The 16,504-nt window shown below is 72.8% G+C and carries 15 protein-coding genes; 11 read left to right on the top strand and 4 right to left on the bottom strand.

Features of this window, described 5'->3' with window-relative positions:
• Positions 1-13 precede the first annotated feature (13 nt).
• From ACA089_RS01785 to ACA089_RS01795, 3 genes are read right to left on the bottom strand one after another with little or no spacing between them, the layout of a single operon-like run.
• Complete coding sequence (locus ACA089_RS01785; protein ID WP_372012827.1) at positions 14-1,951, bottom strand: transglutaminase TgpA family protein; 1,938 nt, start codon at positions 1,949-1,951, stop codon at positions 14-16.
• Complete coding sequence (locus tag ACA089_RS01790; RefSeq protein ID WP_372012829.1) at positions 1,948-2,907, bottom strand: DUF58 domain-containing protein; 960 nt, start codon at positions 2,905-2,907, stop codon at positions 1,948-1,950. Before ACA089_RS01790 ends, ACA089_RS01785 begins: the two co-directional genes overlap by 4 nt.
• Positions 2,907-3,863 carry an AAA family ATPase gene (locus ACA089_RS01795; protein ID WP_372012831.1) on the bottom strand — a complete coding sequence of 319 codons (957 nt, stop codon included), beginning with the start codon at positions 3,861-3,863 and terminating at the stop codon, positions 2,907-2,909. Before ACA089_RS01795 ends, ACA089_RS01790 begins: the two co-directional genes overlap by 1 nt.
• Positions 3,864-3,905: 42 nt before the next feature.
• Between ACA089_RS01795 and ACA089_RS01800 the strand changes: the two genes are divergently transcribed.
• From ACA089_RS01800 to ACA089_RS01810, 3 genes are read left to right on the top strand one after another with little or no spacing between them, the layout of a single operon-like run.
• Positions 3,906-5,768, top strand: coding sequence for an ArnT family glycosyltransferase (locus ACA089_RS01800; RefSeq protein ID WP_372012833.1), 1,863 nt, complete (start codon positions 3,906-3,908; stop codon positions 5,766-5,768).
• A gap of 34 nt (positions 5,769-5,802) precedes the next feature.
• Positions 5,803-6,834, top strand: coding sequence for a glycosyltransferase family 2 protein (locus tag ACA089_RS01805; protein ID WP_372012835.1), 1,032 nt, complete (start codon positions 5,803-5,805; stop codon positions 6,832-6,834).
• On the top strand, positions 6,834-8,684 hold the full coding sequence (locus ACA089_RS01810) for a hypothetical protein (RefSeq protein WP_372012837.1): 1,851 nt from the start codon (positions 6,834-6,836) through the stop codon (positions 8,682-8,684). Before ACA089_RS01805 ends, ACA089_RS01810 begins: the two co-directional genes overlap by 1 nt.
• Positions 8,685-8,691: 7 nt before the next feature.
• On the opposite strand, the gene ACA089_RS01815 is transcribed toward ACA089_RS01810, so the two are convergent.
• A complete protein-coding gene (locus tag ACA089_RS01815; protein ID WP_372012838.1) occupies positions 8,692-9,258 on the bottom strand; it encodes a Maf family protein in 567 nt (188 codons plus the stop codon).
• 134 nt (positions 9,259-9,392) lie between these two features.
• Between ACA089_RS01815 and ACA089_RS01820 the strand changes: the two genes are divergently transcribed.
• The 8 genes from ACA089_RS01820 (at position 9,393) to ACA089_RS01855 (ending at position 16,480) form a co-directional block, all read left to right on the top strand.
• Complete coding sequence (locus ACA089_RS01820; protein WP_372012840.1) at positions 9,393-9,914, top strand: YceD family protein; 522 nt, start codon at positions 9,393-9,395, stop codon at positions 9,912-9,914.
• Between the two features lie 96 nt (positions 9,915-10,010).
• Positions 10,011-10,205: a 50S ribosomal protein L32 gene (gene rpmF, locus ACA089_RS01825; RefSeq protein ID WP_372012842.1), complete on the top strand. Its 195-nt coding sequence runs from the start codon at positions 10,011-10,013 to the stop codon at positions 10,203-10,205.
• An 87-nt stretch (positions 10,206-10,292) separates the two neighbouring features.
• On the top strand, positions 10,293-11,273 hold the full coding sequence (locus ACA089_RS01830; protein ID WP_372012844.1) for a beta-ketoacyl-ACP synthase III: 981 nt from the start codon (positions 10,293-10,295) through the stop codon (positions 11,271-11,273).
• Between the two features lie 193 nt (positions 11,274-11,466).
• On the top strand, positions 11,467-12,408 hold the full coding sequence (fabD, locus tag ACA089_RS01835) for an ACP S-malonyltransferase (RefSeq protein WP_372012846.1): 942 nt from the start codon (positions 11,467-11,469) through the stop codon (positions 12,406-12,408).
• 60 nt (positions 12,409-12,468) lie between these two features.
• Positions 12,469-13,230: a 3-oxoacyl-ACP reductase FabG gene (gene fabG / locus ACA089_RS01840; RefSeq protein ID WP_372012847.1), complete on the top strand. Its 762-nt coding sequence runs from the start codon at positions 12,469-12,471 to the stop codon at positions 13,228-13,230.
• A gap of 181 nt (positions 13,231-13,411) precedes the next feature.
• Positions 13,412-13,651, top strand: coding sequence for an acyl carrier protein (gene acpP, locus ACA089_RS01845; RefSeq protein WP_013535667.1), 240 nt, complete (start codon positions 13,412-13,414; stop codon positions 13,649-13,651).
• A 140-nt stretch (positions 13,652-13,791) separates the two neighbouring features.
• The gene (fabF, locus tag ACA089_RS01850; protein WP_372012849.1) at positions 13,792-15,030 is read left to right on the top strand and encodes a beta-ketoacyl-ACP synthase II; all 1,239 of its coding nucleotides are present in this window, start codon (positions 13,792-13,794) and stop codon (positions 15,028-15,030) included.
• Positions 15,031-15,127: 97 nt separating this feature from the next.
• Positions 15,128-16,480, top strand: a complete 1,353-nt coding sequence (locus ACA089_RS01855; protein ID WP_372012851.1) for an aminodeoxychorismate synthase component I — start codon at positions 15,128-15,130, stop codon at positions 16,478-16,480.
• The last annotated feature ends 24 nt before the right edge of the window (positions 16,481-16,504 follow it).

Raw genomic sequence — 16,504 nt, forward strand, 5'->3', positions numbered from 1 at the left:
GCCTCCCGGGAATTCAGGGGCGGTGTCGCCGCAGGTCCTTTACCAGCTGGCGCGTTCCCCCGTTGCCGCGAGAGTAGCGCGCATCGGCGAAACGTTGGCTGAGCGTGCGCAGCTCCGGCGCGGCCGCCGGATGGGCCACGATGACCCGTTCAGCCCAGGCCAGCGCCGGTTCGTGCGCGGCACGGCCCAGCCCCAGCGTCGCGTAGCGGCGGCCGAGCCGGTGCCACGCGCGCAGCAGCGGATCGCGCTCGCGCTCGCCACGGGCCAGCAGCCAGATCATCCCGGCCAGGGCCAGCGCGGCGAAGGCCACGAACAGGCCGAGCAGGTGCGCCGGTGCCAGCTGCAGGCCGAGCGGGCTGAGCAGGGCCTGCTGCCGTTCGGCATCGAAGCCCAGCACCAGGTCGTTCCAGCCGCGGCGCAGCCAGTCACCCACGTCGTGCACGTTCCCCAGCGCCAGGCCCTCGAGCGCGCCGCCGCCGGCCACGCGCTGTTCGAGCGTGTCGTAGATGCGTTCCGGCGCGACCGCCGCGGTCGGGTCGATCCGCACCCAGCCGCGCCCGTCCAGCCACACCTCGACCCAGGCGTGGGCGTCCATCTTGCGCACGATCCAGTAGTCGCCGAGCGGATTGCGGTAGCCGCCGGCGTAACCGGTCACCACGCGCGCCGGGATCCCGGCCGCGCGCATCAGCACGGTGAACGCCGAGCTGAAATGCTCGCAGTAGCCGCGCCGGGTCTGGAACAGGAACTCGTCGATCGCGTCGCGGCCGGGCAGGGCGGTGTCGAGGGTGTAGCCGAAGTCGGCGCGGATCCAGGCCAGCGCCCGCTCGATGATGGCCGCGTCGTCGCTCCCGGCTTCGGCCCGCCATTGCCGGGCGAGCGCGCGGGTGCGCGGATCGAAGCCGTCGGGCAGCGCCAGCGCGCGCTCGCGCAGGGTCCGGCGCAGGTCCGGTTCGAACACCACCGGCGCGGCGGACTGCAGCAGCCAGCGGCTCGGCGCCGACAGCGACTGCCCGGTCACCAGGCTGCCGCCATGGGTGAGGTGGGCGCCCTCGGGCACCGAGGTGGCCAGGTCCAGCGCGGGCAGGTCGCGCCGGTCGGAAGCTTCCACGTCCAGCTGGTAGCGCCAGCGCACCGGGCCGCTCTCGACCTGCGGCGGCGGCAGCGCCTCGAGCCAGCGCGCGCGCGCCCAGGTGCGGCCGTCGTAGTCCATGAACACCGGCCCGCGCCAGTACAGCTGGTCCGCGGCCGGGGCGGCGCCGTCGAACTGCACGCGCATCGCCGGCGCGTCGTCGACCATCAGGTCCACCCAGTCGCCGGGGCTCATGCTGTCGGACAGGCCGAGCTGGGCGACCGCGCGATCGGGCACGCCCCACAGCGGCGAGCCCAGCCGCGGGAACAGCCAGAACGCGACCAGCGCCAGCGGCAGGCCGATGGCCACCAGCCGGCCCAGCGTGGCCAGGCGCGCGCCCAGCGCCGGCGGCGCGATCGACGCCTCCAGGTCGGCCAGCCGCTGCAGGGTCAGCAGTCCGGCCAGCACCGCGGCCAGCGCGGCGACCATCACCATCGGACCCTGCTCGAGCAGGAACGCGGCGAACGGCGCGAACAGCGCGAACCCGACCAGGCTGCGCGCATCGCGCAGGCTGCGCAGTTCGGCCGGCTTGATCGCCAGCATCGCCGCCAGCAGCGCGCTGCCGGTGTCGCGTCCGGGATGGGTCCCCATCACCGCGACCACCGCCATCAGCATCGCCAGCGTCAGCAGCACGCGCAGCCAGCCCGGCACGGGGAACCACCATGCGATCGCGGCCACCCCCAGCGCGGTGGCGGCGAATCCGGCGCCGAGCGCCGGCGGCAGGGTCGCCAGCAGCGGCAGCAGGGCCAGGCCGGCGGAGGCCAGCGCCCAGCCGCGGCTGCCGGCATCGAGCGGCACGGCGCGGGCGGCGACGGTGCTCACGTCGCGCCCGGCAGCAAGGCCAGCGCACGCAGGCAGGCGTGGTGGTGCTCGGGGCCGTTGCCCGGCCCCAGCGGCGGTTGCGCCGGCAGCTGCAGGCGATAGCGGCGTCCCTCGCGCTCGGCCATGTCCACCCACGCCGCCAGCCGCGACACCCGCGCCTCGTAGGCGAGCCCGCGCAATCCGCCCCAGTCGAGCACGACGTCCTGCTGCCGCGCGCGTTCGTACTCGCGCACGACCAGGCTGCCGCGGCGCGCGCTGTGCTTCCAGGCCACGGACCGGCGCGGGTCGCCGGCGCGGTAGGCGCGCAGCTGGTGGGGCTCGTCGCCCAGCGGGTGGACCTGGCTGCACTGCGCATCGGTGCCGGTGTCGGGCAGCGGCGGCGCGCCGGGCTCGGCACGCGGATAGACCAGCAGCGGTTGCCGCGGCCACACCCGCGACCAGGCGCGGGCGAGCCCCAGGGGCTGGGTGGTGGACAGGCGCACGCGACCGGGGTGAAGCCATCCGCGGCGACGGGTCGGGACCGGCAGGGACAGTTCCGCCATGCCGTCCTCGCCGGTGGCGGCCCAGGCGTCCGCGCCGTCCACGTCGCCGCGCAGGCCGCGCCGGCGGCGGCCATCGCGGCACGACAGCGTCAACCGCAGCCACAGCGGATCGCCGGCGGCCACGGGCTCGGCGGACACCGCGTCCAGGTGCAGGCCGGACAGCTGCAGGTGCGCGGCGATCAGGCTGGCCAGGCCGGCGGCGCCCAGCAGCAGCGCCAGCAGCAGCGCCGGGTTGTTGTTGTAGTTCAGCGCGCCCAGCGCCATGCCGGCGACCAGCAGTCCGTAGAACAGGCCGAAGCGGGTGGGCAGCACGTAGATCCTGCGGCGGCCGATCCGGACCGGCAGCGGTTCGGGCGCGCGCGGCCGCTCCAGCGCCTGCAGGCGCATGCGCAGCTCGCGCAGCGGGGCGGACATCAGTCGACCGGCACCGCGTGCAGGATGGACTTGGCCAGCACCGCGCCGCCGCCGGCTTCGGCCTCGCCGACCAGGCGGTGCCCGGCCACGGCGATGAACAGCGCCTGCACGTCTTCCGGCAGCACGTGGCCGCGGCCGAGCAGCAGCGCATAGGCACGCGCGGCGCGCAGCAGCGCGAGGCCCGCGCGCGGCGACAGGCCGACCCGCACGCCGGGGTGCTGGCGGCTGCGCGCGAGCAGCGCCTGCACGTAGCCGACCAGCGCTTCGCTCGCGTGCACCTGCTCGGCGGCCCGGCGCAGCGCCTGCACGTCGCCGTCGCCCAGCACCGGCGAGGCGCGGGCGATGAGCTCGCGGCGGTCGGCGCCGGTGAGCAGCGCGCGTTCGGACTCGGCATTCGGGTAGCCGAGCGAGAAGCGCAGCAGGAAGCGGTCCAGCTGCGAATCCGGCAGCGGGAACGTGCCCGACAGGTCCACCGGGTTCTGGGTGGCGATGACGAAGAACGGGTCGGGCAGCGGGTGGGTCACGCCGTCCACGGTGACCTGCTGTTCGGCCATCGCCTCGAGCAGCGCGCTCTGCGTGCGCGGCGGCGCGCGGTTGATCTCGTCGGCCAGCAACACCTGGGTGAACACCGGTCCGGGATGGAACTGGAAGCGCGACGTGCCGGCCTCGTACACCGACACGCCGAGCACGTCGGCCGGCAGCAGGTCGGAGGTGAACTGGATGCGCTGGAAGGTCAGGCCGACGGTGGCGGCCACCGCGTGCGCCAGGGTCGTCTTGCCCAGCCCCGGAAGGTCCTCGATCAGCACGTGCCCGCCGGCCAGCAGCGCGACCAGGGCGAGGCGGACTTCCTGCGGCTTGCCGAGCACCAGGCCGTTGACCTGGCGCTGCGCCTGCGCGAGGGCGTCGCGCAGGCCGTCGGTTAGGATGGGGGGCGGGGTATCCACGGACCGCGTCATCGTCGTCCTGCATCGTGGGTCTGAACCGGAGTGTAGCGGTAGATGGAGGCCGAGCATCGCGCGCGGCGTGCGTTCATCGCGTGGTGGACGCTGGCATGCGCGCTAAAACTGGTCGTGGCGGCGAGGCTGCCGCTGTTCGTCGACGAGGCCTTCTACTGGCAGGAAGGACGCCACCTCGCTTCGGCCTATTCGGACCTGCCCGGCATGACCGCGTGGCTGGCGCGGCTGGGCACGCTGCTGGGCGGCGAGCACGTCATCGCGTTGCGGCTGCCGTTCCTCGCGCTGGGCGCGCTGCTGCCGTGGTGGGTGGCGCGGATCGGCCGGCGCTGGTTCGGCGCGATCACCGGCTGGCACGCCGGTACCCTGGCGGTGCTGATGCCGCTGGTCGGCATGCTCGGGGTGCTGGCCCTGCCCGACGTGCCGCTCGCCCTGGCCACCGTGCTCTGCCTGCACGCCGGCGCCCGCCTGCTGCACCAGGTCACGCCGTTCGGTGTGATCGAGCTGGCGCTGGGGCTGGCGCTGGGCGCACTGAGCCACTACCGGTTCGCCGGCGTGGTGGTGGTGGGCGCGCTGGTGATGCTGTGGCTGCCACAGGGCCGTCGGCTGCTGCGCGATCCGCGGATCCTGATCGCGCTGGTGGTCGGCATGCTGGCGTGGCTGCCGCTGCTGCTGTGGAACCTGGAAAACGGTGAAGCGGGCCTGCGCTTCCAGCTGCTCGACCGCCACCCGTGGCGCCTGCACGCCGGTGGCCTGGCCTTCATCCCGGTGCAGGCGCTGCTGGCCACGCCGCTGCTGGCGTGGGCGCTGCTGCAGGCGGCATGGCTGACCGGCTGGAGGCGGCGGCCGGCACGCCCGCAGTGGCGGTTCCTGGCGCTGTTCGGCGCGATCGTGCTGGCGGGGCTGTTCGTGCTCGGCTTCTTCGCCGACCGCGAGCGGGTGAGCTTCCACTGGCCGGTGCCCGCCTACCTGGCCCTGCTGCCCGCCGCGGCCATGATGATCGAAGGCTGGCCGGTTGCATGGCGCCGCGCCGCCTGGATCACCGCGGCGCTGGGCCTGCTGGTGGCGCTCGCCGCGTGCCTGGCCATCGCCGCGCCGGACCTGCGGGCGGCCAGCGCGGGCTCCAAGCATTACCCGCGCAACTTCGCCGGCTGGGAACCGCTGGCCGCGGCCGTGCGCGAGGAACTGGCGGCGATGCCCGAGGGAACCCGGGTGCTCGCCGACAATTTCAAGGTCGGTGCCGAACTCGGCTTCGCGCTGGACGATCCGCGCATCGCGGTACTCGACCATCCGCTCAACCACGCGCACGGGCGCGCGCCGCAGCTGCGGCTGTGGGACATCCAGGCCGACGGTCCGGCGGACGCGCCGACGCTGCTGGTGCTGGCGCCGGGCGACCTGCCGTTCAAGTCGCTGCTGCAGCGCTACCACGCATTGTGCGAGGTGCTCGGGCCCCTGCCGCCGGCGTCGCGCACGGTGCTGGTCGACCACGGTGCCCAGCGCTTCCTGCTGGTGCGCCTGCCGCCGCATGGGCAGGGGCCGCTGCCGGCGGGCGCCTGCACGGCGCCGGCGCTGGCCTGGGTCGACGCGCCCGTGCCGGGCCAGCCGGTGCCCCCGCGTTTCGAGGTGCGCGGCTGGGCGTTCAAGCAGGGCGTCGGGCTGTCGCGGGTGGAACTGACCCTCGACGGCGCGGTGGTCGCCGAGGCGCAGTACGGCGAGCCGCTCGATGTGACCGGGGCCTTCCCCGGCGCGGCCGATCCGCATCTCCCGCGTGTCGGTTTCAGGGCCGTCGTCGACCTGCCGGCCAGCCAGGCCGGCGAGCGCTGGCTGGGCCTGCGCCTGCACGGCAGCGACGGCAGCGTCGAGGACTGGCCGCGGCAGCGTGTGCGGATCGTCGCCGGCGGCGGTTAACATGCGCGCCCAGTCGATCCAGGAACGGGGCAGCATGCACACAGCCGGAAAGCAGGCCGCCGCGGGCGGGGTGGAGCCGTTGCGCATCGCGCTGCTGGTGCCATGCCGCAACGAGTCGGCCACGGTGGCCGCGGTGGTCGCGGCCTTCGCCGAAAGCCTGCCGGCCGCCAGCTGCCACGTGTTCGACAACCGCTCCGACGACGACACCGCCGCGCTGGCGCGCGCGGCGGGCGCGCGCGTGCACCCGGTGTCGCTGCGCGGCAAGGGCAACGTCGTCCGCCGCGCGTTCGCCGACGTGGAGGCCGACGTCTACGTGATGGTCGACGGCGACGCCACCTACGATGCGTCCGCCGCGCCGGCGCTGGTCCGCCGGCTGCTCGACGAGGGCCTGGACATGGTCGTCGGTGCGCGCGTGGACCAGGACCCGGCCGCCTATCGCGCCGGCCACCGCTTCGGCAACCGGCTGCTGACCGGCTGCGTGGCGCGGCTGTTCGGCGACAGCTTCGACGACATGCTGTCCGGCTACCGGGTGTTCTCGCGCCGCTACGTGAAGTCGTTCCCGGCGCACGCGGCGGGGTTCGAGATCGAGACCGAGCTGGCGGTCCACGCGCTGCAGCTGCGCATGCCGGTGGCCGAGATGCCGACCGCCTATGGCGCGCGGCCGGAAGGCTCGACCAGCAAGCTCAACACCTACCGCGACGGCGCCCGGATCCTCGCCACGATCGTCCGCCTGTTCAAGGCCGAACGGCCGCTGCTGTTCTTCTCGCTCGGCGCCGCCGCGAGCCTGCTGCTGTCGGTGCTGCTGGCCATCCCGCTGTTCGTCACCTATTTCGAGACCGGGCTGGTGCCGCGCTTTCCCACCGCGATCCTGTGTTCGGCGCTGGTGCTGCTGTCGGCGGTGCTGCTGGCCTGTGGCCTGATCCTGGACACGGTCACCCGCGGACGCGTCGAAGCCAAGCGGCTGGCGTACCTCGCGCTCCCGGCGACCCGCGGCGAGCTGCCGGTGCGCGCCGCCGGGCGCGCGGACGCCGCCGCGGCGGTGTCCGCCGCCGGCGAGCCACGCTGATGCGGTGGCTGCGGGGCGCGCGTGCGCGCAGCCGGCTGGCGCCGGTCCTGCTGCGCCTGGGTCGCACGTTCGGCTTCGGCACGCGGCGCGGCATCGCCCGCGCGACCGTGGCCGTGTCGCTGCTGGGCGGGCTGGTATCGCTGCTGCGCGGCCAGGATGCGAACTGGGACCTGCGCAACTACCACGTCCACAACGCATGGTCGCTGCTGGAAGGGCGGCTGGGCATCGACCTGGCGCCGGCGCAGATGCAGAGCTATTTCGTGCCGGTGCTGGACGTGCCGTACTTCCTGCTGGTACAGCACGCGCCGGCGCCGCTGGCCGGGCTGCTGCTGGGGCTGCTGCACGGGCTGGCGTTCCTGCCGGTGGCCTGGATCGCCTGGCGCGTGCTGGCCGCCGACCCGCGCCGCGACTGGCTCGCGCCGCTGCTCGGACTGGCCGGGCTGGCCAGCGCCGCGTTCCTGTCCGAGCTCGGCAACACGATGGGCGACGCGACCACCGCACCGCTGGTGCTGGGCGCGCTGGCGCTCGCGCTGCCGCGGGCCGACGGGCGCTGGCCGGCCACGCGCATCGCGCTGGCCGGTGCGTTGCTCGGCATGGCGGTCGCCTTCAAGCTGACCAATGCGCTCTATGCGGTGGCGCTCGGCCTGGCGATGCTGGCGCCGCGGCAGTCGTGGGGCGCGCGGCTGCGCGGGGGCGTGGTGCTGGCGACCGTCGCGCTGGGCGTCTTCGCGGTGCTGGCGGGGCCCTGGCTGTACCGGCTGTGGAGCACGTTCGGCAACCCGTTGTTCCCGCAGTTCAACGCCTGGTTCCAGGCGCCGCTGGCGGCTCCGGTGGCGGTGGCCGACACGCGCTGGCTGCCGCAGGGCTGGGGCGAGGCGCTGGTCCGGCCGCTGCTGTTCACCGTCAATCCCTATCTCGTCAGCGAGATCGCGCTGCTGCAGGTGATGTGGGCGCTGCTCTACCTTGCCGGATTGGCCGCGCTGGCCCGCTGGCTCGTGGTCCGGCGCCCGTCGCCGGCCGCCGTGGCCGGCGACGTGTCGGCCACGCGCATGCTGGGCGTGTTCTTCGCGGTGGCGTTCGCGGTCTGGCTGCTGCTGTTCAGCATCCATCGCTACCTGGTCGTGCTCGAGCTGCTCGCGCCGCTGGTGCTGTGGATGCTGCTGAGGTACCTGCTGCCCGTGCGCTTCGCCACGCGCGCAGCCCTGGCGGCGCTCGCGCTCGCCGCGCTGGTGGCGCTGGCCGGCTGGAACGACTGGGGACACGCCGGCTGGGCGCGCAGCGCCTTCCGCGTGCAGGCGCCGCCCGGACCGCCGGTCGGCCTGGTGCTGGTGGTGGGCGCGGAGCCGCAGGCGTGGCGCCTGCCGTATTTGCCGCCGGGTCCGGCCTACGCGTCCGTGGGGTCCAACTTCCCCGAGACCCCCGCGTACGCGGCGAGGGTGTCGGACATGGTGCGCGCCTCGGGCGGCGAAGTCGCGGCGATCCTGCCGGTGGTGATGGACCGGCGCGTCGACGGCATCGCCCGCCGCAACCTGTGGGCAGGGCGCTTGGGCCTGGATGCCGGCGACTGCCCGGTGCTGCGCTGGCTCGCCCGGCGCAGCCGCAGCCTGCAGCTGGTCGAGCCGTCCCAGGCCCCGGACGGGCGTTGCCGCCTGGCGCCGGCCGCCGATCGCGTCCACGCGACCGCGCAGGCGAACGAAGCGGTCGTCGCCGACGCGGTGCCGCTCCTGGCGCGCCATGGGCTGCACCTGGAGCCGTCGTCCTGCATCCAGCTGGACAGCTGGATCGGTGCGCAGTCGCACCCCTATCGCTGGTGCAGGCTGGTGCCCCTCGCCCAAGACCCCGGTCGCTGAGCCCGGATCAGGGCACCGCGTAGCCGGCCTGGCGCAGCAGTCCGGACAGCGCGATCAGCGGCAGGCCGACCAGCGCGGTGGGATCGTGGGTTTCGATCGCCTCGAACAGCGAGATGCCCAGGCCTTCGCACTTGAAGCTGCCGGCGCAGTCGAAGGGGCGTTCGGCATCGACATAGCGCTCGATCTCCGCGGCGGACAGGGCGCGGAAACGCACCCGGGTACTGTCCACCGCCGCCAGTTCGTGGTCGCCACGACGCAGGCAGACGGCGGTATGGAACTGGACCGTGCGCCCGCCCATGGCCGCCAGCTGGGCGAGCGCAGCCTCGCGGCCCCCCGGTTTGCCAAGGATGCGCCCGTCCAGGTCGGCGGCCTGGTCGGAGCCGATCACCCAGGTCCCCGGGTGCCGGCCGGCCACCGCGTCGGCCTTGGCCCGGGCCAGGCGGCGGACCAGCTGGCCCGGACTCTCGCCCCGCAGCGGGGCCTCGTCGGCCCCCGGGGCCGCGCATTCGAACGGGAGCCGCAGGCGTTGCAGCAGCTCGCGGCGGTAGGGGGAGGTCGAGGCGAGGATCAGCATGGCCGGGGGTTCCGCGTGGGGAGGTCCAGTCTGGGCGCGGCGCGGGGGGGCGGGCAACGTGGCCAACGCCATGTGTACGGAGGTGGCCGCCGGGTTTGACAGGGTGCGGTCCGATCCTTAACATTCAGCGGCTTATGTCCGCAGGTGCGTCTGTCGTGCAGCTTCCCGAAACGCTGGATGCCTGGCGCATGGTCGCCGCGAGGCGGCAGTTCGAAGGGACCTTGCCGCTCTCGGCGATGTCCAGGCTCGGTGGCAGTCTTGCCGACAGCGACGGCGAATGCCGCTTCGCGCTGGAGTTCGGCCAGGACACGCTGCAGGTGCCGTTCGTCGAGCTGTCGATCGAGGCGGGCCTGCCGCTGGTGTGCCAGCGCAGCCTGGAGCGGTTCGTGTTCCCGGTGAAGACCGTGCAGCGGCTCGGCCTGATCCGCGACGAAGCCGACGAGGCCGCGTTGCCGCCGGGGTACGAGGCGCTGCTGGTGCCGGAAGACGGCCTGCTGCGGCCGGTCGACCTGGTCGAGGACGAACTCGTCCTGGCCGTGCCGGTGGTGCCGCTCGCGCCGGACAGCGCGCCGGTCGACCGCACCTGGTCGGCGGGCGAAGAGGAATTGAAGGCGGCCAGCCCGTTCGCGGCGCTGGCATCGCTGAAGAAGAAGTAGACGGCCGCGCCGCCGCCGAAGGCGCCCTGGAACGGCACCGGCGGGTGGCTTGCAGGTCCCACAAGAACACGCAATCAACGAGTTTGGAGCAATCCCATGGCTGTGCAGAAATCCCGTGTCACCCCGTCCCGCCGCGGCCAGCGCCGTTCCCACGATGCGCTGACGGCCAAGCAGCTGGCGACCGACCCGACCACGGGCGAGACCCACCTGCGCCACCACGTCACCGCCGACGGCTACTACCGCGGCAAGAAGGTCATCGCGACCAAGACCTCGGTCGTCGACGAAGACTGAGCGTGACCCCCGGCGCGCGCCGGCGGCGCGCGCCGCGTCCGTGGCACTGAACATCCCGGCTCCGCGGAGCCTCCAGCGGGAACGCGCATGAGCGAGCGGATCTATTCGCGTATCGCCGGAACCGGCAGCTACCTGCCGGAGAAGGTGGTGACCAACGACGACCTGGCCAAGGTGGTCGACACCAGCGACGAATGGATCCACTCGCGCACCGGCATCCGCGAACGGCGCGTGGTCGCCGAAGGGCAGACCACCAGCGACCTGGGCTACCAGGCCGCGCTCAAGGCGATCGAGGCGGCCGGCGTTTCGGTCGACGAGATCGACCTGATCGTCGTCGGCACGACCACGCCCGACCTGATCTTCCCCTCGACCGCCTGCCTGATCCAGCAGAAGCTGGGTGCGCGCGGCTGCCCGGCGTTCGATGTCAACGCGGCCTGCTCGGGCTTCGTGTTCGCGCTCAGCGTGGCCGACCAGTTCGTGCGCAGCGGCGCGGCCAGGACCGCGCTGGTGATCGGCGCCGAGACCCTGACCCGGATGGTGGACTGGACCGACCGCACCACCTGCGTGCTGTTCGGCGATGGCGCCGGCGCGGTCATCCTCAAGGCCGACACCGAAACCGGCATCCTCAGCACCCACCTGCATGCCGAAGGCAGCAAGAAGGAACTGCTGTGGAACCCGGTCGGCGTGTCCGCCGGTTTCGACGCGCAGGCGCCCAACGTGGGCGTGCGCATCGTCATGGCCGGCAACGAAGTGTTCAAGCATGCGGTCAAGGCGCTGGATTCGGTGGTCGACGAGACCCTGGAGGCCAATGGCCTGGACAAGCACGACCTGGACTGGCTGATCCCGCACCAGGCCAACCTGCGCATCATCGAAGCAACCGCCAAGCGGCTGGACATGCCGATGGAGCGGGTCATCGTCACCGTCGACCGCCACGGCAACACGTCCGCCGGTTCGGTGCCGCTGGCGCTGGACGAAGCGGTGCGTTCGGGGCGCGTGCAGCGCGGCCAGCTGCTGCTGCTGGAAGCCTTCGGCGGCGGCTTCACCTGGGGTTCCGCGCTGCTGCGGTACTGACCAGGCCCCGCGGCAACCCTGCCGTCCGGCATCGGCGTCATCGAACCAGCAAGGGCCGCGCATCGCGCGGCCCTTCGACGTTGCGGGGGCTTCGAACGAGGTGTCCGTTCCATACGGCGACATACGGGCTGGTACAGACAAACCCGCGGAATCGCCCGTATCATCGCCGCTCTTTCCCGTTGTGCGGCTGCGCGTGACCGATCCGACGCTCGCTTTCGTTTTCCCCGGCCAAGGCTCCCAGTCCGTCGGCATGCTGGCCGAGCTGGCCGAACTGCATCCGCAGGTCCGCGAGGCCTTCGCCGAAGCGTCCGAGGGCGCCGGCGTCGACCTGTGGGCGCTGTCGCAGGGCGGCCCCGACGAGATGCTCAACCGCACCGAGTACACCCAGCCCGCACTGCTCGCCGCCGGCATCGCCGTGTGGCGCGCGTGGCAGGCACAGGGCGGCGCACGGCCGTCGCTGCTGGCCGGGCACAGCCTGGGCGAATACACCGCGCTGGTCGCCGCCAGCGCGCTGTCGCTGAAGGACGGCGCGCACCTGGTGCGCCTGCGCGGCCAGCTGATGCAGGACGCCGCGCCAACGGGCACCGGCGCGATGGCGGCGGTGCTCGGCGCCGAGGATGCGCTCGTGCTGGAAGTCTGCGAAGCGGCATCCGGCAGCCAGGTCGTGGTGCCGGCGAACTACAACTCGCCGGGGCAGATCGTGATCGGCGGCGATGCGGCGGCGGTGGACCGCGCGCTGGCGTTGCTGGTCGAGCGCGGCGTGCGCAAGGCGGTCAAGCTGGCGGTGAGCGTGCCTTCGCACACGCCGCTGATGCGCGAGGCGGCCAACCGCCTGGCCGAGGCGATGGCCGGCCTGGAGTGGCGTGCGCCGTCGCTGCCGGTGGTGCAGAACGTCGACGCGCAGGTGCACGAAGGCGCCGCGGCCATCCGCGACGCGCTGGTCCGCCAGCTGTACCTGCCGGTGCGCTGGACCGACTGCATGCAGGCGGTCGCCGCGCGCGGCGCCACCCGCGTGGCCGAGTGCGGTCCCGGCAAGGTGCTGGCCGGACTGGCCAAGCGCATCGACAAGTCGCTCGACGCGCGCGCCATCGGTGCGGCAGGCGACTTCGAATCCGCGCTGGCCGACTGGCGCTGACCCGCTTCCGACGCGAGCGGCGCCCGGCGCCGCCCGTCATCACGAACGACGAGGCCTGACATGAGTTCCATTCCTTCCGACGCCCGGCCCCTCACCGGTGAGATCGCGCTGGTCACCGGCGCCAGCCGCGGCATCGGCGCGGCGATCGCCGACGAACTGGCCGCGCGCGGCGCGACCGTGATCGGCACGGCGACCAGCGACGGCGGCGCCGAAGCCATCGGCAACCGCCTGGCCGGGAAGGGCGGCCACGGGCGCACGCTCGACGTCACCGACGCCGCCGCGGTGGACGCGCTGATCGAAGCGATCGGCAAGGAATTCGGCGCGGTCTCGATCCTGGTCAACAACGCCGGCATCACCCGCGACAACCTGCTGATGCGGATGAAGGAAGAAGACTGGCAGGCGATCCTGGACACCAACCTGACCAGCGTCTACCGCACCTCGAAGGCGGTGATGCGCGGCATGATGAAGGCGCGCAAGGGCCGCATCGTCAACATCGCCTCGGTGATCGGCGCCACCGGCAACGCCGGCCAGGCCAACTACGCCGCGGCCAAGGCCGGGATCATCGCGTTCTCCAAGTCGCTGGCCAAGGAGATCGGCAGCCGTAACGTCACCGTGAATGTCGTGGCGCCCGGCTTCATCGACACCGACATGACCCGCGACCTGCCCGAGGACGCCAAGAACGCCATGCTCGGCCAGATCGCGCTGGGCCGCCTCGGCGAGCCGTCGGACATCGCCCGCGCGGTGGCCTTCCTGGCCGGCCCCGAGGCGGGCTACATCACCGGCGAGACGCTGCACGTCAACGGTGGCATGTACATGGCCTGAGCCCCCCGGGCCAGAACAAGGATTTCAAAAGCCACGTAAGCTTTTGATCTGGTTGCGGTTGCCGGGCAGTGCCCGCTGCCGCGGCTTTTGACTACACTATCCGCCCTGTGGACAGTGAACCCCGCGTCGACGCGTGTCGGCGCATCGTATCGACAACCACTCCGCCTGGAGCAGCAAACCCATGAGCACCATCGAAGAGCGCGTCAAGAAAATCGTCGTCGAACAGCTCGGCGTCAAGGAAGAGGAAGTGACCAACAGCGCATCGTTCGTCGACGATCTGGGCGCCGACTCGCTCGACACCGTCGAGCTGGTGATGGCCCTCGAGGAAGAGTTCGAGTGCGAGATCCCGGACGAAGAGGCCGAGAAGATCACTTCCGTCCAGCAGGCGATCGACTACATCAAGGCGCACGTCAAGAGCTGACGCACGCCGCGACCGCGGGCCGCGTCAGGCCCGCGGCGCCGCAACACAACCGGGGCCGCTGCGTGCGGCCCCGTGCGCGTCCGGCGCCGTCCGCCGGCGCGACGCAAGACTCTGATCCGCAGAACCACGAGGAGCCGTCCATGAGCCATCGTCGCGTCGTCGTTACCGGCATGGGTGCAGTCACCCCCCTGGGCAACGACCTGGCCAGCACCTGGGACGGCATCGTCAATGGACGATCCGGCATCGGCCCGGTGACCCATTTCGACACCACCGGCTTCACCACCAAGATCGCCGGCGAGATCCGCGACTTCGATCCCACCGCCTTCGTGTCGCCCAAGGACGCGAAGAAGATGGAGCCGTTCATCCACTACGGGCTGGCGGCCTCGTTCATGGCCCTGGACGATTCCGGGCTGGAGATCACCGAGGCCAACGCCGAGCGCGTGGGCTCGATCATCGGCTCGGGCATCGGCGGCATCCTCGGCATCGAGGAGCAGACCGCCAAGTACCTCGAGGGCGGCGCCCGCAAGATCTCGCCGTTCTACGTGCCCAGCACCATCATCAACATGCTCCCGGGCCAGCTGAGCATCATCCGCGGCCTGAAGGGCCCGAACTTCTCGGCGGTGTCGGCCTGCGCCACCTCCAACCATTCCATCGGCACCGCGATGCGGATGATCCAGCACGGCGACGCGGACGTGATGGTGGCCGGCGGCGCCGAGCGTGGCTCGTCCCCGACGTCGATGGGCGGCTTCTGCTCGATGAAGGCGATGTCCACCCGCAACGACGAGCCCGCGCGCGCGTCGCGCCCGTGGGACGCCGAGCGCGACGGCTTCGTCCTCGGCGACGGCGCCGGCATCCTGGTGCTGGAGGAGTACGAGCACGCCAAGGCGCGCGGCGCGCGCATCTACGCAGAGCTCGTCGGCTTCGGCGCCAGCGCCGACGCCAACCACATGACCGCGCCCAGCGAGGACGGCGACGGCGCGGCGCGCTGCATGCTGGCCGCGCTGCGCGACGCGAAGATCGATCCGGCGCAGGTCGGCTACCTCAACGCGCATGGCACCTCCACCCCGCTGGGCGACCTGGCCGAGACCCTGGCGATGAAGCGCGCCTTCGGCGAGCACGCGTACAAGCTGATGGTCAGCTCGACCAAGTCGATGACCGGCCACCTGCTCGGCGCGGCCGGCGGCATCGAGGCGATCTTCTCGGTACTGGCCATCCACGACGGGGTGGTGCCGCCGACGATCAACCTGGAGAACCCGGGCGAGGGCTGCGACCTGGACTACGTGCCGAACGTGGCGCGCCAGGCGAAGTTCGACGTGGCCGTGTCCAACGGCTTCGGCTTCGGCGGCACCAACGGCACCCTGGTGTTCCGCCGGATCTGACCGGCGGACTGCGCACGCCATCGCGGGCATGGCGTCGCGCCCGCCCGCGGCGCTCCGCTGGCCGGGGTTCCCGCATCCTCTACGCCGGCAGGACCTGATGCTGCGTTTCCATCCGCTTCCTTCCGATACCGACCTGCTGGCGCTGCACCGGCAGGCGCCCTCGCGTTACCCGCTGCTGCTGGAGTCGGTGGCCTCCGGTACCGCCCAGGGGCGCTGGGACCTGCTGCTGGCGACCGATGGCAGCGGCCTGCAGCTCGATCCCGACGGAACGACGCGTGACCTGGGCGGCCAGGTCCAGGCCGGCGACTTCCTCGCGGTGCTCGACGCGCACTGGCGACGCGACCAGGTCGCGGCCGAGGAGCCGCGCTGGCCGTTCCACGGCGGCTGGGCGCTGCTCCTGGACTACGAACTGGCGGCCCAGGTCGAACCCGTGCTGCAACTGCCGCGACGGGACGGCGCCGGGCGCCCGGTGGCGCTGGCGCTGCGTTGCCCCGCGGCCGTGCTGCGCGATCGCGCCAGCGGCGAGTGCATGGCGGTGGTGGAGGAGGCGCATGCCGCGCTCATGGACCTGCTGGTCGCCGACGTCGAAGGCGCCGTGCGGCAGCAACCGCCCGATCCGTGGCAACCGCCGGCCTCGATCGTCGAGGACGACCCGCAGCGCTTCCTCGAGGGGGTCGGCCGTATCCTCGACCACCTGCGCGCCGGCGACGTATTCCAGGTCAACCTGTCGCGCGCCTGGCGCGCCCGTTTCGAGGCGCCGCTGGATCCGGCGGCGTTCTACCAGCGCCTGCGCCTGGCCAATCCCGCCCCGTTCGCCGGGCTTTTCGCCGGTCCCGGCTGGGCGGTGGCGAGTTCCTCCCCCGAGCGCCTGGTGTCCGTGCGCGGCCGGGTGGTGGAAACGCGGCCGATCGCCGGGACCCGCCCGCGCTTCGAGGGCGACGACGACGCGGCCCGGATCCGCGAACTGGTCGGCCACCCGAAGGAACGCGCCGAACACGTGATGCTGATCGACCTGGAGCGCAACGACCTGGGGCGCGTGTGCGAGCCGGGCAGCGTCCAGGTCGACGAGCTGATGACGGTGGAAAGCTATGCGCACGTCCACCACATCGTCAGCAACGTGCGCGGCATCCTGCGCGAGGACGCCACGCCGGGGCAGGTGATCGCCGCGGTCTACCCGGGCGGCACCATCACCGGCTGCCCGAAGGTGCGCTGCATGCAGATCATCGCCGCGCTGGAGGCCACCCCGCGCGGCGCCTATACCGGCGCGATCGGCTGGCTGGACCGCAACGGCGACCTGGACCTGAACATCCTCATCCGCAGCGCCGAACTGCAGGGACACGAAGCGGTGTTCCGCACCGGCGCGGGGATCGTCGCCGATTCGGTGCCGGAGCGCGAGCTCGAGGAAACCCGGGCCAAGGCGCGGGGGCTCCTGCGCGCGCTGGAGCCCTAGGCATGCGCGCGGGAAGACGGCGGC

The sequence above is a fragment of the Pseudoxanthomonas fibrivorans genome (assembly GCF_041464125.1).
GTDB lineage: Bacteria > Pseudomonadota > Gammaproteobacteria > Xanthomonadales > Xanthomonadaceae > Pseudoxanthomonas.

Bases quoted from the DNA above. Each gene is read 5' to 3' on its own strand.
- ACA089_RS01790 (WP_372012829.1), bottom strand. From the start codon at position 2,907: ATGTCCGCCCCGCTGCGCGAGCTGCGCATGCGCCTGCAGGCGCTGGAG.
- ACA089_RS01795 (WP_372012831.1), bottom strand. From the start codon at position 3,863: ATGACGCGGTCCGTGGATACCCCGCCCCCCATCCTAACCGACGGCCTG.
- ACA089_RS01800 (WP_372012833.1), top strand. From the start codon at position 3,906: ATGGAGGCCGAGCATCGCGCGCGGCGTGCGTTCATCGCGTGGTGGACG.
- ACA089_RS01805 (WP_372012835.1), top strand. From the start codon at position 5,803: ATGCACACAGCCGGAAAGCAGGCCGCCGCGGGCGGGGTGGAGCCGTTG.
- ACA089_RS01810 (WP_372012837.1), top strand. From the start codon at position 6,834: ATGCGGTGGCTGCGGGGCGCGCGTGCGCGCAGCCGGCTGGCGCCGGTC.
- ACA089_RS01815 (WP_372012838.1), bottom strand. From the start codon at position 9,258: ATGCTGATCCTCGCCTCGACCTCCCCCTACCGCCGCGAGCTGCTGCAA.
- ACA089_RS01820 (WP_372012840.1), top strand. From the start codon at position 9,393: ATGTCCGCAGGTGCGTCTGTCGTGCAGCTTCCCGAAACGCTGGATGCC.
- rpmF (WP_372012842.1), top strand. From the start codon at position 10,011: ATGGCTGTGCAGAAATCCCGTGTCACCCCGTCCCGCCGCGGCCAGCGC.
- ACA089_RS01830 (WP_372012844.1), top strand. From the start codon at position 10,293: ATGAGCGAGCGGATCTATTCGCGTATCGCCGGAACCGGCAGCTACCTG.
- fabG (WP_372012847.1), top strand. From the start codon at position 12,469: ATGAGTTCCATTCCTTCCGACGCCCGGCCCCTCACCGGTGAGATCGCG.
- acpP (WP_013535667.1), top strand. From the start codon at position 13,412: ATGAGCACCATCGAAGAGCGCGTCAAGAAAATCGTCGTCGAACAGCTC.
- fabF (WP_372012849.1), top strand. From the start codon at position 13,792: ATGAGCCATCGTCGCGTCGTCGTTACCGGCATGGGTGCAGTCACCCCC.
- ACA089_RS01855 (WP_372012851.1), top strand. From the start codon at position 15,128: ATGCTGCGTTTCCATCCGCTTCCTTCCGATACCGACCTGCTGGCGCTG.